Raw genomic sequence first — 17,315 nt, forward strand, 5'->3', positions numbered from 1 at the left:
CAGGCGGTTTTTTAATTCCGCCAACAGGTAAAAGATTAGTATTGACACTCGCCGTAGCTCTCGTAACGGCACTCTCAGCAAGCGCACAGCGACTCGCCAATATTCAGGTGGAGGCACGTTTTATAACCGACAAGATGGTTCTCGAACTTGGACTCTCAAACGTGCAGCGCAACAACATCATGCAGCTCAACCTCAGCTATCTCGATGCCATTAACAGCTATCGCGACATAAACGGCAAGGCATGGAAGCACCGCAACAAGGAGTTGCGCAGAATGATGAGCGACCGCCAATGGAAACGCTACAAGGAGTCTTATTACTTCTATCAGCCTATCGACTGGCGCAGCAACGCTTACGTACACAATATCTATGCAAAATATCCGAACAGAGTGGTTGTCGTACATGAGTCGAAGCCCTGTAAGCACCATAAGCACTACAAGTCGTGCAAGCCATGCAAGCATCATAAGTATGACAAGCATGACAAACACCATAAGCATGACAAACACCATAAGCACGACAAGCATCGTAAATACGATAAGGACGACCGGTATGAGAAGCATCCGTTCGGAAGTCGCCGTTAGTGGCATCAGTGACAATCAAGTGTTGCAGAGCTGTTCCACCTCCGCAATATGAGGTGCGGTTTTTGTAAGAATTGTTAAAAGAACACACGAAATAACTCTTGGTTTATACATAATAATTAACTTTGAATTCTTAATGGCGCAGAGTGGCGTAAGTCCTCTGCGTTTTAATGTAAGTATGAACCAATAATCTTGTAATATATGACTTGTTTCAAAGGTCAGTTTCTTCTGACTGCCACTGTCGTAACTCCATTATTGTTCGCAGCGACCGAGGCGACAGCCCAGACCGCAAAGCGTTTCGTGGTGAAGGGTGTAGTGGCTGATGCCGCTACTAAGGAAGGCGAGCAGTACGCCACCATGAAAATCACATCGCAAACCGACTCTACATCCACCGCCGCACTCGCCGTGTCAGAGGCAGACGGCACGTTCAGCATGACTCTGAAGAAGGCGGGCAGCTATCGCCTCTTTGTCAACGCAATGGGCAAGCAGCCCGTCGTGCGCAACTTTGTTGTGTCTGACAGCGAACCCACGGTATCGCTCGACACATTATATATAAAAGAGGCTTCGCACGTGCTGGGTGCCGTGGAGATAGTGGCGCAGAAGCCGCTCGTGAAAGCCGACATCGACAAAATTACGTACGACATAGAGGAGGACCCCGACTCGAAGACCAACAATATATTGGAGATGCTGCGCAAGGTGCCGATGGTGACGGTAGACGGCGACGGCAATATCAAGGTGAACGGCAGCTCGGGTTTTAAGGTGTACGTCAACGGACGACCCAACAACATGATGTCGAAGAACCCGAAGGAGGTGCTGAAGAGTATGCCGGCATCTTCGATAAAGAAGATAGAGGTGATAACCAACCCCGGTCCGAAGTACGACGCGGAGGGCGTGGGCGGCATCCTCAACATCGTGACCGTGGGCAAGGGCATCGAGGGCTATACCGTTACGACGAACGCCGGTGTGTCGAACACTGATACTGATGCCGGTGTGTATGCTACGGTGAAGCATGGAAAGTTTACCGTCAGTGGAACCTACTCGTACAACTACTACGATATGCGTAATATGCATAGCGACTTTAGCAGTCTGTTCACGGGCGACCCTGCCACGCCTTCTGCTTCTGACCGCTATGCTACGAGCGACAGCCGTTCGTATAACCACTCGCATTCGGGCAACTTCGAGGCGAGCTACGATGTGGACACGCTGCGACTCGTGACTGCCTCGTTCGGCATCTGGACGAACAAGTCGAACGCGCACAGTCTGTCAAGAAGCAACGCCATATCGCCCCTGTCTGGCGCAACGCTCTATTCGTATGCCAACGGCGGGCGCAGCGTCTCTGACAATATGTATCTCTATGGCAACCTCGACTATCAGCGCCTGTTCAAGCTGAAAGGTCGTATGCTCACCTTCTCCTACAAGATAAACGGGGGCACCAATGGCGGCGACAACTATTCGTCTTATGATGTGGCTGAAGCTACCGACGAGTGGCTGCCGTTCGTGAAGCGCTTGTCTGACGAGCATACTGAAAGCAGCGGACGAAGCATGGAGCACACGTTGCAGGTAGACTATACTACGCCTATCGGCAAGGCGCACAACGTGGAGGTGGGTGCAAAATACATATTGCGCGACAACCGTTCGGACGACGACCGCTATGTGCGTCAGAACGGAACCGACTGCGAATACACGTTCGACGAACAGTATTCGTCGCACTATCGTCACGAGAACGACATCCTCGCCGCTTACTTGGGCTACGGCTTAAGATTAGGCAATCTGTCGGGACGACTCGGCGCACGCTACGAGCACACGTTCCAGAAGATAAAGTATGAGTTAGGCGAGGGCGAAAACTTCTCTACCGGGTTCGATGATGTGGTGCCGTCGGCAAGTCTCGGCTACCGCATAAACGACGAGAACAATCTGCGATTCGGCTACAATATGCGTATATACCGACCGGGCATCTGGTCGCTCAATCCGTATCTCAACCAGACTAACCCCGAAGCGCTACAGCAGGGCAACCCTAATCTGGTGAGCGAGAAGAATCACAACGTGCAATTGACCTACAGCTACTTTGCTGCTAAGTTCTCCGTTAGTTGCACCATGCGCTACAGCTTCACGAACAACAATATTTCGAGTGTTACGTCGCTTGTGGAGGATAACACTATCGAGAGCGTGAAGAATCCGACGGGCAAGCTCGTCAGCTACACCACGTACCGCAACATCGGACGCACACAGACCGCGTCGCTGTCGAGCTATGTCAATTGGAACATTTTCAAGAATACACGCCTGACCATGAATCTGTGGGGCGACTATTCCGACTACAACGACCGTCAGCAGCTGCACAACTATGGCTATTACGGTTCGGCGTATGTAGGTGTGCAGCAGACGCTGCCTAAGAATTGGAGAGTGAATTTAGGTTTCTATGGCTGTACAAGTAATCCTGGTCTTCAATCGAAGACAGAGGGTAGGTACAACTATAACTTGAATGTGCAGAAGTCGTTCCTCAGGGATAGGCTCAACTTCAACTTGTATGCAAGTAATTTCCTTGATGCAAAGCGCCATTATAAATCGACTGTCACAGGTGCGAACTTCATAACGCGTAGCGACTCGTCGTATAATCCGTGTAGCGTCGGCATAAACGTAAGTTGGCGCATCGGCGAATTGTCATCGGGTGTAAAGAAGGTGGCACGATCTATCTCTAACGACGACGTTAAAAGCGCGGAAGGTGGTGGAAAGTAAGCCTATTCCACCATCTCGCGTCTCTTAGTCTCTTTCAGGCGTTGTTCCACTTCGTCGGGCGACACCGTGCCGGTTATCAAGCTTTTCACCCACACGCTGAGGGCGAAGCAGACAATGGTGATAACCGCACTCACAATCCATTTGAGCAGCTCGTTCTGCAGCGGCACGTTGTTTATCGAAACGATGCCTGCCACTACGGGTATGCCAAACAGAATAAGATCGGCACCGGAGTGTATCTTGAAATTCTCTTTCGCATGGCGATACTCGTCGTTTTTCTCGAGTATCGTCATGCGATTTTCTTTCCAATAAGTCTCAAATTCCCTGTCAGTCATGCTATTGTACTTTTGTCATGTGATAGCCAAGGCTGCGTAACTCTACGGCAATACCCATCAGATACATCTGGTGAAGTGCTGCTACAAAGGTGCGGAACGCCTCCTTTGAGCCAGCCTCAAGGCGCATGCGGCAGAGCTTGTTGTAGGTGCGTGCAGCGCATTCACCCACCACGTTGTTCACCACTTCGTGCTCTTTAGCATTGAGGCACAGCACCTTCTCGCAGATATAGTCGTCCATGTGGTCGAAGTCGATGCGGTCGCGCAGATAGGCATAGAGGTCGGTCACCTTCGAGTAGGTAGACCATTCCACGTCCCAATACTTTGCGAGTGCCATGCCCACGTACATTATCCAACCGAACGCCACACGCGGATATTCGCCGTTGAACTCGCGTATGGCATCGGGCATGTAGCTCTGAGCTATTGGCTGCCACAACTCTTCGAGGTCGGGAGCTTCCGGCAGACGCTCATCAATCATGTCTACAGAGAGTAGAAACTGATGGAGGTCATCGCGGAAAAGCTGCTCCTTGTCTTCGTTGTTTGTCATGCTCATGTCGGTTTACATCTTGTTGAGAGCCTGCTTGATATCGTCGAGGATATCCTCAGAGTCCTCAATGCCTACAGAGAGACGGATAAGGTCGGGCGCAATGCCTGCCTCGCGCAGCTGCTCTTCGGAGAGCTGACGGTGGGTGTGGCTTGCAGGGTGGAGCACGCATGTGCGAGCGTCAGCCACGTGGGTCACGATGTTAATCATGTCGAGCGAGTCCATGAAGCGGATAGCAGTCTCGCGGTCGCCCTTCAGTCCGAACGCTATTACGCCACAAGAACCGTTGGGAAGATATTTCTGTGCAAGTTCATGGTACTCGTCACCCTGCAGACCGCAGTAGTGTACCCATGCCACACGCTCGTCAGCCTTTAGGAACTCGGCAACACGCTGTGCGTTCTCGCAGTGTTGCTTCATGCGCAGGTGGAGCGATTGCAAGCCGAGGTTGAGGATGAACGAGTTCATCGGAGCTGGGATAGAGCCAAGATCGCGCATGAGCTGAGCCACGAGCTTTGTGATGTAGCCCATCTTGCCGAACGCCTTCACGTAAGTGAGTCCGTGGTAGCTTTCGTCGGGAGTGCAAAGACCTGGGAACTTCTCAGCATTAGCCATCCAGTCGAAGTTGCCACTGTCTACAACTACGCCGCCGACCTGGCTCGCTGTGCCGTCCATGTACTTTGTTGTACTGTGGGTTACGATGTCTGCGCCCCATTCAAACGGGCGGCAGTTGATAGGTGTAGCGAAGGTGTTGTCAACAATGAGAGGTACACCATTCTTGTGAGCGATGCGTGCGAACTTCTCGATGTCGAGCACAGCACAACCAGGGTTGCTGATTGTCTCACCGAATACAACCTTTGTGTTCGGGCGGAATGCCTTCTGTATTTCTTCCTCAGATGCGTTCGGATTAACGAAAGTGCACTCTATGCCGAGCTTCTTCAATGTTACGCCGAAGAGATTGTATGTTCCACCGTAGATTTCGTTAGATGTTACAATGTGGTCGCCAGCCTCGCATATGTTGAATACAGCGTAGAAGTTGGCTGCCTGACCAGAGCTGGTGAGCACTGCGCCTACGCCACCTTCAAGTTGCGCAATCTTATTGGCTACAGCGTCGTTTGTAGGGTTCTGCAATCGTGAGTAGAAATAGCCCTCCTTCTTGAGGTCGAAGAGCATAGCCATTTCCTCTGAATTGTCGTACTTGAATGTAGTACTCTGTATGATTGGTACCTCAATAGGTTCGCCATTCTTTGGCTTGTAACCGCCCTGCACACAAAGTGAAGCGGTGCGAAGTTTCTTTTCCATGTTCTTATTTGTTGATTATAATTAATATGTGATTTATATGTCCTTTTACTTTTTTACCTTTTTACTTTTATCAGACTTTCATCAGACTTTCATCAGACTTTCATAAGGTTGCTCATCACCATATCGCTAACGAAAAGTCCTTTACGTGTGAGTCGCAGATGGTCGTTGGTGAGTTCGAGAAGTCCGCCGTCGATATCACTCTTTGCAGAACGCAGAGCATAGTCGCGGTACTCAGGTTTCAGACGTTTCAAGTCTACGCCTTCGTGGGTTCGCATGGCAGTCGTAATGATGTCGTCGTAGTGAGTGTCGTTGTCAATGCGCTCGCTATCAGACGGCAGTTTGCCACGTTTGATGGTGTTAATATATTCTTTAATGTCAGCAACGTTCCAACTGCGTGTCAGTAAGTTATACGAGTGGGCAGCTGCTCCAAAACCTAAGTATGGCGTATCGTTCCAATAACTACTGTTGTGTATGGCGCGATAGCCAGGTAAGCAGAAGTTGCTTATCTCGTAATGTTCGTAACCATTGGCTGAAAGCGTGTCCATAAGCATGGTGTACATAGCAAGGCAAGTATCGTCGTCGGTCTGTTTGATCTTGCCGTTTTGAAGTAGCAGATAGAGTGGGGTGCCCTCTTCGTACATCAGGCTATATGCTGATATGTGATTTGGGCGTAGCTTCAAGGCTGTGTTCAAGTCGTTCTGCCAATCATCTAATGTTTCGTAGGGGAAGCCGAACATAAGGTCGATGCTAATGTTATCGATGCCTGCACGCCGGATTGTCTCAACGGCTTTTACGGCTTGCGCAGCGTTGTGGCGACGACGGATGAAGCGCAGGCGTTCGTCGCTGAAGGTCTGCACGCCAAGACTGATGCGGTTCACGCCAAGCGTACGTACCGAGGTGATGAGTGCGGGCGTAACATCGTCGGGATTCATCTCCATCGTTATCTCGCGTGTAGTGCAAGGATAAACCTCTTTTATAGTGTTTATGATGCGTGCGATGTCTTCAGTGGAGAGTGTAGAAGGTGTTCCGCCGCCAATGTAAACAGTATCAATCGTACATTCGTTGTCAGGATAAAGGCTGCGTAACTCATCGCTGCGCATACGCATCTCCTTCAAAAGTGCGTCTACGTAGCGAGTACACCAGTCTTTTGCCGTTGTACTATAAAAGCCGCAGTAGATGCAACGGCTCTCGCAAAATGGTATATGTACGTATATTCCTGCTTTCATTCACTATATAATAAGGTGTACATAGTGCTACACTATGTTTTATGGCTACAAATTTACTAATAAGTTTAAAATTTTTATTAGTTTTTGTGTAATTCTTTTGGAAATACCATATAAATATATAATTTAGTAGACGGATAGACACCCGCCCCAAAGTCAATCCGCCTGAATTTATTATTAACCATTTAAAACCTGAAGAATATGAGGGTCTATCAAACAAATGAGATTAAGAACATTGCCCTTTTAGGCAGTGCGGGTAGCGGCAAGACCACCCTTGCCGAGTCTATGATTTATGGTAGTGGTATTATTAAGCGCCGTGGTACGGTGGAAGCAAAGAACACGGTAAGCGACTACTTCCCGGTAGAACATGAGTATGGCTACTCGGTGTTCCCCACAGTGTTCCATGTAGAGTGGAACAACAAGAAACTCAACATTATCGATTGCCCAGGTTCTGACGACTTTATCGGTGGTGCAATCACAGCTCTCAACGTAACCGATCAGGCTGTTATCCTTATTAACGGTCAGTATGGTCCTGAGGTTGGTACACAGAACAACTTCCGTTATACCGAGAAACTTCATAAGCCAGTCATTTTCCTTATCAACCAGTTGGACTCTGATAAGTGCGACTTCGACAATGTCATGGTAAACATGAATGCTATCTACGGCTCTAAGTGTGTTCAGATTCAGTATCCGGTAAGCACAGGTGCAGGCTTTAATGCTATCGTTGATGTGCTCTTGATGAAGATGTACACATGGGGACCAGAAGGTGGTATGCCTACAATCGTTGACATCCCTGCAGAAGAGATGGATAAGGCAATGGAACTCCATAAGCTTCTTGTTGAGGCAGCAGCCGAGAACGATGAGACATTGATGGAGAAGTTCTTTGAGGAAGGAGCTCTTTCTGAGGACGAATTGCGCGAAGGCATCCGCAAGGGACTCGTTACACGTTCTATATTCCCCGTGTTCTGCGTTTGTGCAGGCAAAGATATGGGCGTTCGTCGTTTGATGGAGTTCTTGGGCAATGTAGTACCTTTCGTAAGCGAAATGCCGAAGCTTCACAATACACGTGGTGAGGAGATTGTTGCTGATACAAACGGACCGGAGTCTGTTTACTTCTTCAAGACAGGTTTGGAACCGCATATTGGTGAGGTAAGCTACTTCAAGGTTATGAGCGGCAAGATTAAGTCGGGTGATGACTTGACAAACGCTGATCGTGGCTCAAAGGAGCGTATCGGTCAGATATTCGCTTGTGCTGGTGCGAACAGAATACCAGTGGACGAACTCGTTGCCGGCGATATCGGTTGCACAGTTAAGTTGAAAGATGTAAAGACAGGAAACACCCTCAATGGTAAAGATTGCGAATGGCGCTTTGACTTTATCAAATATCCTAACCCTAAGTTCTCACGTGCAATCAAGGCTGTCAATACAGCAGAAACAGAAAAACTTATGTCGGCATTGCTGCGTATGCATCAGGAGGATCCGACATGGCTCGTCGAGCAGAGCAAGGAGTTGCGTCAGACTATCGTACGTGGTCAGGGCGAATTCCATCTCCGCACATTGAAGTGGCGTCTTGAGAACAATGAGAAGCTCGCTATCAAGTTTGAGCCGACACGCATACCTTATCGTGAGACTATCACAAAGATGTCACGCGCTGAGTATCGTCATAAGAAGCAGTCGGGTGGTGCAGGTCAGTTTGGTGAGGTACACCTCATTGTTGAACCGTATGCAGAAGGAATGCCCGATCCTACATCATACAAGATTAACGGACAGGAGTTTAAGATTAATATCAAGGGTCGCGAAGAGATTAACTTGGAATGGGGCGGCAAACTCGTATTCATCAACTCTGTTGTCGGTGGTGCCATCGACGCACGCTTCATGCCTGCTATCCTAAAGGGTATTATGGAGCGCATGGAGCACGGACCATTGACTGGTAGCTATGCACGTGATGTGCGTGTTATCGTTTATGATGGAAAGATGCACCCTGTAGACTCTAATGAGCTTTCGTTCATGCTGGCAGCACGCAATGCATTCTCGGCTGCGTTTAAGGAGGCTGGTCCGAAGATTTTGGAGCCTATTTACGATCTCGAGGTTTACGTACCGAGCGACTATATGGGTGACGTAATGTCTGATCTTCAGGGTCGTCGCGCGCTCATTATGGGTATGGATAGTGAGGCTGGCTATCAGAAACTTCAGGCTAAAATACCATTGAAGGAGCTCAGCAACTATTCAATCTCGTTGAGTAGCTTGACAGGTGGTCGTGCTTCGTTCACAACGAAGTTCGCAAGCTATGAGCTTGTTCCGAACGATTTGCAGCAGAAGCTTATTGAGGAGCACGCAGCAGAGGCAGAGGAAGAAGAATAATCGATTATTATTTTATAGCAAAGACCGTTTTTGTACACTTTTGTACAAGGACGGTCTTTTTTGCGTTGTATTAATACAATTTAAAAATGTAATGATTTTTTGCCTCTTTGTCTATTTTACAGTAACTTTGCATTTATGAAGAGGATTTTTTACATACATATATATATCATATTAGGACTGTTTTATTCTTGCCCCGTATTTTCTCAAGACAATCTTGTGCAATGCGAAGACACCTGTGCACATGTGCATGGTATCGATTTGAGTCATTATCAAGGCGAGGTGTTTTGGGAAGTAATAGGCAATAATACAAAAATGGCTTATGTCTATCTAAAGGCTACTGAAGGTGGCGATCGTATAGATCACATGTACGAGCAGAATATTGATTTAGCACATAAGTATGGCTTGAAGGTAGGGTCGTATCATTTTTTTAGACCAAAGACCGACCTCTCAAAGCAGTTAGCAAACTTTAAGACCCAGTGCCGTCCCAGTCAACAAGATCTGATACCGATGATAGATATCGAAGTAAAGCAAGGGATGAGCACAGAGGCATTCCGCGATTCTGTTGCGAAGTTTCTTGTTATGGTAGAAAAGGCTTATCATCAGAAACCTCTTGTGTACACAGGTACCAATTTCTATAACAAATATCTTGTAGGAGTGTTAGATGACTATAAGCTGATGATTGCGCAATACTCTAAAAACGAACCAATATTGGCAGATGATAAAGACTATATGTTATGGCAGTATACTGGTAAGGGATACATCGATGGCATTAAGGGCTATGTAGATAAAAGTCGCTTTATGGGTAGACATAGTTTGCGCGAACTTAAATACCAAAGACGTTGAGAGTGAAAAGTATATAAATGACAGCTGCATCAGTAGATGAAAGTGTTTAATAGAATAATATAATTAATTTAAAATTATGGCAATAATTAAATGTCCTGAGTGTAATCAGGAAATTAGTGACAAAGCCCCAGTCTGTCCTTCATGTGGAGTACCTATTGCAGGACATGTTACAACTTGCTCGCAATGTGGGTTTACGTATTTTAATAGCAATGCTGAATGTCCACAATGTCATCATAAAACCACAGTTGATAATACTACAATGTGTGGAGACGAGAGTGATTGTAAAGTCAATCAAAAGGCTTCGGGCTCACGCAATAATCGTATTGTAATAGCAGTTGTGTCATTGGTTGTAGTGGTTCTGGGTGCTGTTTTATACGCTTTCTATAGAAATGCTCAAAGCGATAAGGAGGAGTCTGCGTATGAGTTCGCCCTTTCGAGCAACGACCCCCAAGTGTTGCAAAACTATCTGAATACATACACAGATGCGCCTGAAGCTCATCGCGATTCTATTTCTGCACATTTGGAATATTTTGCACAGCTTGACCGCGATTGGACTAATGTTGTTGTTAGTGGTTCAAAAAGCGACTTCCAACGATACATCGAGCAACATCCAAACTCTCCGTTCTGCCAAGTTGCGCAACACAAGATTGACTCTATTGATTGGTCGAGGGCTGATGCGGCGAACACCCTTGAGGCTGTACAACTCTATTTGGAGCAGCATCCTGATGGTGAGCATTTCGATGAAGCTACAGATAAGATGAAAATGCTTAATGCAAACACGGTGACCCCAGAGGATAAAATACTCGTAGGAACAGTGTTTGATGGATTGTTCCAAAGTCTAAACAACCGAGATGAAAATGGATTGATGAATTCATTCAGTCCGCTGATTGCAAAGTTTCTTGGAAAGGCAAACGCCACACGCAGCGACGTAGTTACGTTTATGCACAAAATCTACAAGAGTGACGTGGCTTCGATGAATTGGATGTCGCTTGAGGATTACGCCATAACGAAAAAGGAAGTAGGCGATCAGCAATATGAGTACACTGTTGTCTTCTCTGGGTTGCAGAAAGTGGAACATACAGACAACAGTTCAAGCGAGACAAGATTTCGTTTTAATGCCAAGGTTAATCCTGATGGTAGAATTACGGAGCTGAATATGACAAAGATTTTAGAATAATTTAAGTGAAAAATAAGTGGCGAAAGGTTATTGTTTCATTTATTATAACTAACTTTGTAATATTAATTAGAAACTTAAATTATTAACAACGTTAACATACATTTATATTATGGGAGACAATAGAGAACTCATAAAGCAGTGTGAGGAAAGAGCACAGCAGTGGCTTACCCCTGCTTTCGACGAGGAAACACGTAACGAGGTGAAGGCAATGCTTGAGGCAGAGGACAAGTCTGCACTTATCGATGCTTTCTATCAGAACCTCGAGTTTGGTACCGGTGGTCTGCGTGGCGTTATGGGTGCTGGTACAAACCGTATGAACAAGTACATCGTTGGCATGGCAACACAGGGCTTTGCTAACTATATATTAAAGGCGTTCCCAGGCGAGGAGAACCTTTCTGTTGTTGTAGGTCACGACTGCCGTAACAATTCTCGTCTTTTTGCTGAGACTGTTGCTGCTATCTTCTCTGCAAATGGCATTAAGGCTTATTTGTTCGAGGGACTCCGTCCTACACCAGAGATTTCATTTGCTATCCGCCAGCTCGGTGCGAAAGCAGGTGTGAACGTAACAGCTTCTCACAACCCGAAGGAATACAATGGCTATAAGGCTTATTGGAGCGATGGTGCTCAGGTATTGGCTCCGCACGATAAGGGCATCATTGATGAGGTTAACAAGGTGACTATTGATGACGTTAAGTTTGAGGCTAACTGGGATAAGATTAAGATTATTGGTGGCGAGATGGACTACGACTATATGACAGCTGTTCATTCTGCAATGATTGACCAGGATGTTATCAACCGCCAGAAGGACCTGAATATCGTTTATTCCGCAATGCACGGCACAGGTCGCGTAATTGTTCCTCTCTGCTTGCGTTCATGGGGCTTCCAGAACATAAATGTTGTTCCAGAGCAGATGGTTGTCGATGGTAACTTCCCAACTGTCGTTTCTCCAAACCCAGAGAATGCAGAAGCAATGACATTAGGTATGAAGCTTGGTACAAAGCTCAATGCCGACTTGGTTGTTGCTACTGACCCCGATGCAGACCGTCTTGCTATCGTTTGCCGTGATGATAAGGGCGAATGGATGATTATCAATGGTAACCAGACTTGCATGATGTTCTGCTATTACATCATTGAGAATAAGAAGAAGCTTGGTAAGCTGAAGCCGACAGACTTCCTTGTTAAGACTATCGTTACAACAGAGGTGATTGCTGAAATCGCTAAGAAGAACAACGTGGAACTTCGCGACTGCTACACTGGCTTCAAATGGATTGCACGTGAGATTGCTATCTCTGAGGGCAAGCAGGACTACATCGGTGGTGGCGAGGAGAGCTTCGGCTTCCTGCCTTACGACAATGTTCGCGATAAGGACGCTCCAGCTTCAATCTGCCTTATCTGCGAGATCGCTGCTTGGGCTAAGGACCAAGGCAAGACTCTCTACGATCTCTTGATGCAGATTTATCAGGAGTATGGCTTTAGCAAGGAGTTCACAGTGAACGTAGTTCGCCCGGGCAAGACTGGCGCTGACGAAATCAAGCAGATGATGGCTGACTTCCGTGCCAATCCTCCTCAGGAGTTGGGTGGTAGCAAGGTGGTTCTCTGGAAGGACTATCAGGCTCTCACATCTACAAAGGCCGACGGCACTGTAGAGAAGCTCGATATGCCTACAACAAGCAACGTGCTCCAGTGGTTCTGCGACGACAACACTAAGGTTAGCGTTCGCCCATCGGGTACAGAGCCTAAGATTAAGTTCTATCTTGAGGTTAAGGATCCGTCGTTCAAGTGTGCTGGTTGCTACGAGCGTTGCAGCAAGGCTGCCGACGAGAAGATTGAGGCAATCAAGAAGTCGCTTCATCTTGACTAATTAAAACACTGCTTCCTCGGAAGTTGCAATTTGAATATATAATAATAGATAAGTCCACTTAAAGATATGGCCAAATTGGACATTCCTTAAGTGGACTTTATTTTTATCTTTCATCTTTTCAATTCAAATCTTCATATTTTATAATGATGAGAAAGACATTAATTTCTATTATTTTTTTGGCTGCTTGTACCTTACATACCACTACGTATGCCAAGGATTATGCTTCAAAAGTGAATACGCTTATAGGTACCGACTATACAGGTAATACTTATCCTGGAGCACAGGTGCCTTTCGGAATGGTGCAGCTAAGTCCAGACAACGGTTTACCCGGATGGGATCGTATTGCTGGTTATTTCTATCCAGATAGTACGATAGCCGGTTTTAGTCATACTCACTTGTTAGGAACGGGTGCTGGCGATTTGTATGATATCTCGTTTATGCCCGTAACGTTGCCGTACAACGAGGCTGAAGAGCCGTTGGGTATACACTCGCGTTTCTCTCACAAGGACGAAACGGCACATGCAGGATATTACCAAGTGCGTCTAACCGACTATGACATTAACGTAGAGCTAACCGCAACGCCCCGGTGTGGAGTTCAGCGCTATACATTCCCTAATGATGGCAAGGAACGCATGGTCATCTTAGATTTGAACAAGGCGATGAACTGGGACGCAACGGTTGACAGCAAGATAAGCGTTGTTGACTCTTTCACCATTGAAGGCTATCGTTATTCGGATGGTTGGGCTCGCAATCAGCGCGTTTGGTTCAGAACACGTTTTTCACAACCTATCAAATCTGTAGAGATTGATAGTAAAGCGTTGAAGAATAATCGGGATGGAGTAGGCTGCATTGCTCGCTTTAAGTTTGCTTCAGAGGGTTTTGACAAACTTGTGGTAACAACAGCTCTTTCGCCAACAAGCCTTGCAGGAGCACAAAAGAATCTGCAGGCAGAAGCTGTGTCTGACGACTTCGACGCAGTGAGAAGACAGGCTGAAAGCCTCTGGAACAAGGAATTGGGTAGGATAGAGATAGAGGGAGGTTCTCAGTCGCAAGAAACAGTTTTCTATACATCACTCTACCACGCCATGTCTGCGCCTACGTTGCTCTGCGATGTTGACGGCAGCTATCTTGGTGCTGATCGTCAGCTGCATAAGGCGAATGGGTGGTTCAACTATGAGACTTGCTCTTTGTGGGATACCTATCGTGCTGCCCATCCGCTTTATGATATCCTAATGCCTACACGTGCCAGCGATATGGTCAATTCGCTCATTGCGTTTAGTAAGGAGAACGGACGTTTGCCAATTTGGAATATGTGGTCGTCGGAGACGGATATGATGATTGGATATCATACCGCTTCTGTTATTGCTGAAGCTATTCTGAAAGGTGTGCCTAATATCAACAAGGAAGAGGCTTTAGCAGAGTGCGTGAAGACAGCCAACTTAGACGACTATAGAGGTATCGGACTTTATAAGAAGTTGGGCTATGTACCCTATGATGTGAAGGAGCCTACGCTTGGCGATGACTGGTCGCTCTCTCGAACGCTCGAATATGCTTACGACGACGCTTGCATAGCAGCTCTTGCAAAGTCGATGAATAAAACAGACCTTTACAAGGAGTTCAGTAAGCGTGCACAAAACTATCGCAATGTATATTGTAAGGGCAATACGTTTATGCAACCACGTCATTCTGATGGCAGTTTCCAGCCTGCCTATTCGCCCGATGAGTACACATCGCACATTTGTGAGAGCAATGGATGGCACTATATGTGGTCGGTGCAGCATGATATAAAGGGACTTGAGAAACTTGTTGGCAAGAAACGTTTTGCTGAAAAACTTGATAGCTTCTTCACTTATACTCCAGCTGCCAATGCCGAACTGCCATTGTTTAGTACGGGTATGATAGGACAATATGCACACGGAAACGAACCCAGTCACCATGCTGCATATATCTTCAACAAGATAGGTCAGCCCCACAAGACGCAGAAGTATGTTCGCCAAATACTGACAGAACTCTACAACGACACACCTGCCGGACTCTGTGGAAACGAAGACTGCGGACAGATGTCTGCTTGGTATGTTTTCAGTGCGTTAGGCTTCTATCCATTAAATCCTGTTAGTTGCGAGTACGAGATTGGTTCACCGCTCTTCCGCAACGCAACAATCCACTTGGAGAATGGTAATACGTTTAAGGTCGAGGCAGAAGGCTATTCGCCAGAGAAGTATCTTGTAAGGGAAGTACTGCTCAATGGTAAGCGACTTCGTAGCACGAACATTTCGCATGAAGATATTCTGAAAGGTGGAACATTGACATTTGTGATGCAATAATCTCGATAAATAGTGTAAAAAAACTGAACAACTCAGTTTTTTTACACTATTATTATTGTCGTATTAAAAGTTTTTGTATCTTTGCAAAAACAAATCATTACATTAAAACGTTAGCTTATGACAAAATATATACTCGTTATATTACTTGCTATCTTTATGGTAGGTGCTCCAAAATCAGCAATGGCTGAGTGTATGCCAGAAATTGAGCTCATTGACAATGTGCAGAAGCCCGTCATATCCATAGAGGATAACGTTGTGCGTGTCACAGATGCTTTTGGAATGACAATGAGCATCTACAATTTGGCAGGAGGTGCTCCAGTTATGTCTGTAAAGATTGATAGTCAGGACAAACGATTTGATTTGAACTTGCCAAAGGGTATTTACATTGTTAAAGTTGGTAAGATAGCACGTAAAATTGTGATTAAGTAACAAGTTTTGTCAATATCCAATTTGAATATTAGCAAGTTCTCATTGTTTCTCTTCTTTCTTATGGCTTTTGTTTTATGCTCATGTCATAAGAAAGAAGAACATATGCCCGTATCGTTAGACGATTTTGCTGCGTTGCGAACATCCCGTTACGATATTTCTGCGGATAGAGTGTTCTCTAATATCCGCACACTCATTTTGTCCGACAAGTCTAACAGTCCAGCCGACATACACGCTCGCAAGCACTACAACACCTGTATGGAGATGCTGTGGATAACGCGTGGTGATGTTTCTTCAAAAGCAGATACCTTACTTAGTTACATCTCTCGCGTCGACTCATTGGGCTTCTCTCGTGACAAATTCTATTATTCCTTACTGAAAGAAGATTTACAACGTGTACGCACCCTTGATTTCGATTCTATTAAAACAGCCGACAATTCGGCTGTTAAAGTGTTCGCACGCTTAGAGTATTATCTTACAAAAGCCTTCTTGCGCTACACAGAGGGGCAGCGTTTTGGCTTTATGAACCCTTACAAAGCGTTCAATCGACTCGATCAGCGTAAAGACGACACCCTACACGTCACATATCGTTCACTTTATGGTTGGCATACAAGTCTGCCCGATGACACCTATCTTGCAACCGCTTGTACTGTGATAAAGGGTGATATGGATAAGTTTGCAGAATTTCTCGCAAAGTCGAAGCCCCACAATCCATTATACGCCAAATACATTTCTGCTTTGAACAAGACCAGGGACAAGGACTATCGCCGTCGTTTGCTTTGCAATATAGAGCGTTGTCGTTGGGAAAACGATGGCGACTACCCGCAGCTGCACAAGAAGTATGTGGTTGTGAACGTGCCCGCTCTGTATCTGTTTGCCCATGATGGTGACGAACGTCTGGTTATGAAGGTGGCTGTAGGTAGTCTTGAGACGAAGACTCCGCTATTAAGCAGCAAGATAAAACGTATGGACTTCAATCCGCAGTGGATAATACCGAAAAGCATAGTGAAGACAAGCGTAATACACCATGTCGGCAATCACTCATATTTCGATAATAACAATTACTTTGTGAGAGATCGCAACACTGGTAAGATTGTAGCACCTGAGAACGTTACACGCGACATGCTCCTTAGTGCCAACTATTCCGTTGTGCAGTGGGGTGGGCGTGGCAATGCGCTTGGAAGAGTTATTTTCCGTTTCGACAACAATTATAGCATATACCTGCACGACACATCCTCGCCCAGAGTCTTCGCCCGTAACAACCGCATGGTGTCGCATGGTTGCATACGTGTAGAGAAACCCTACGAGTTGGCTGTTTTCATGTTGAACGATAAAAACGAGAAGCTGATGGAAAAGATGAAGTACTCTATGGCTGCCGATTTTAGCGAACGGCCACGCGAAGATGTGCCAGAAGCAGAACGTCCTAATCGTTCAAAGATGGTGCGTAGTTTGAAGGTAGAACCGTTAGTGCCGATATACATCACCTATTATACGCTCTATCCTGATAGCAATGGCAATCTTGTTCGCTATGACGACATATATGGCTATGACAGTATAATCTACGACAACATACAAAAGTATCTTTAACCAACCCGTTGGCGGAATTAATTTAGCGCATAC

General features: G+C 46.3%; 13 protein-coding genes. 9 read left to right on the forward strand and 4 right to left on the reverse strand.

Translation table 11 applies throughout. The features are described from left to right. On the forward strand, positions 1-578 hold a 578-nt coding region (locus tag HMPREF0673_RS14460; protein ID WP_007897264.1), incomplete at its 5' end, for a hypothetical protein. Between the two features lie 198 nt (positions 579-776). Continuing rightward, entirely contained in the window at positions 777-3,308 is a 2,532-nt protein-coding gene (locus HMPREF0673_RS01650) for an outer membrane beta-barrel family protein (RefSeq protein WP_007897265.1), read from the forward strand. A 2-nt stretch (positions 3,309-3,310) separates the two neighbouring features. Here HMPREF0673_RS01650 and HMPREF0673_RS01655 read toward each other — a convergent pair whose 3' ends face one another. The 4 genes from HMPREF0673_RS01655 to hemW all read right to left on the reverse strand — a co-directional run bounded on the left by HMPREF0673_RS01655 (position 3,311) and on the right by hemW (position 6,706). Continuing rightward, complete coding sequence (locus HMPREF0673_RS01655) at positions 3,311-3,640, reverse strand: hypothetical protein (protein WP_007897266.1); 330 nt, start codon at positions 3,638-3,640, stop codon at positions 3,311-3,313. A gap of 1 nt (position 3,641) precedes the next feature. Then, positions 3,642-4,190, reverse strand: coding sequence for a hypothetical protein (locus tag HMPREF0673_RS01660; protein WP_007897269.1), 549 nt, complete (start codon positions 4,188-4,190; stop codon positions 3,642-3,644). Between the two features lie 6 nt (positions 4,191-4,196). Then, positions 4,197-5,480 (reverse strand): O-acetylhomoserine aminocarboxypropyltransferase/cysteine synthase family protein, encoded by a 1,284-nt coding sequence (locus tag HMPREF0673_RS01665; protein ID WP_007897272.1) that lies wholly within the window; start codon positions 5,478-5,480, stop codon positions 4,197-4,199. 92 nt (positions 5,481-5,572) lie between these two features. Continuing rightward, on the reverse strand, positions 5,573-6,706 hold the full coding sequence (hemW, locus tag HMPREF0673_RS01670; RefSeq protein WP_040596218.1) for a radical SAM family heme chaperone HemW: 1,134 nt from the start codon (positions 6,704-6,706) through the stop codon (positions 5,573-5,575). Between the two features lie 198 nt (positions 6,707-6,904). Between hemW and HMPREF0673_RS01675 the strand changes: the two genes are divergently transcribed. The 7 genes from HMPREF0673_RS01675 to HMPREF0673_RS01705 all read left to right on the forward strand — a co-directional run bounded on the left by HMPREF0673_RS01675 (position 6,905) and on the right by HMPREF0673_RS01705 (position 17,282). After that, positions 6,905-9,064 (forward strand): elongation factor G, encoded by a 2,160-nt coding sequence (locus HMPREF0673_RS01675; protein ID WP_007897275.1) that lies wholly within the window; start codon positions 6,905-6,907, stop codon positions 9,062-9,064. 135 nt (positions 9,065-9,199) lie between these two features. Next, the gene (locus HMPREF0673_RS01680; RefSeq protein ID WP_007897277.1) at positions 9,200-9,907 is read left to right on the forward strand and encodes a glycoside hydrolase family 25 protein; all 708 of its coding nucleotides are present in this window, start codon (positions 9,200-9,202) and stop codon (positions 9,905-9,907) included. A 76-nt stretch (positions 9,908-9,983) separates the two neighbouring features. After that, positions 9,984-11,084 (forward strand): zinc ribbon domain-containing protein, encoded by a 1,101-nt coding sequence (locus HMPREF0673_RS01685; protein WP_040596219.1) that lies wholly within the window; start codon positions 9,984-9,986, stop codon positions 11,082-11,084. A 109-nt stretch (positions 11,085-11,193) separates the two neighbouring features. Continuing rightward, complete coding sequence (locus HMPREF0673_RS01690) at positions 11,194-12,945, forward strand: phospho-sugar mutase (protein ID WP_007897279.1); 1,752 nt, start codon at positions 11,194-11,196, stop codon at positions 12,943-12,945. A 143-nt stretch (positions 12,946-13,088) separates the two neighbouring features. Beyond that, a complete protein-coding gene (locus HMPREF0673_RS01695; RefSeq protein ID WP_007897280.1) occupies positions 13,089-15,269 on the forward strand; it encodes a GH92 family glycosyl hydrolase in 2,181 nt (726 codons plus the stop codon). A 117-nt stretch (positions 15,270-15,386) separates the two neighbouring features. Next, the gene (locus HMPREF0673_RS01700; RefSeq protein WP_007897284.1) at positions 15,387-15,698 is read left to right on the forward strand and encodes a T9SS type A sorting domain-containing protein; all 312 of its coding nucleotides are present in this window, start codon (positions 15,387-15,389) and stop codon (positions 15,696-15,698) included. Positions 15,699-15,800: 102 nt separating this feature from the next. Continuing rightward, positions 15,801-17,282: a L,D-transpeptidase family protein gene (locus HMPREF0673_RS01705; protein ID WP_007897292.1), complete on the forward strand. Its 1,482-nt coding sequence runs from the start codon at positions 15,801-15,803 to the stop codon at positions 17,280-17,282. Positions 17,283-17,315: the final 33 nt, after the last annotated feature.

Source organism: Leyella stercorea DSM 18206, from assembly GCF_000235885.1.
GTDB lineage: Bacteria > Bacteroidota > Bacteroidia > Bacteroidales > Bacteroidaceae > Prevotella > Prevotella stercorea.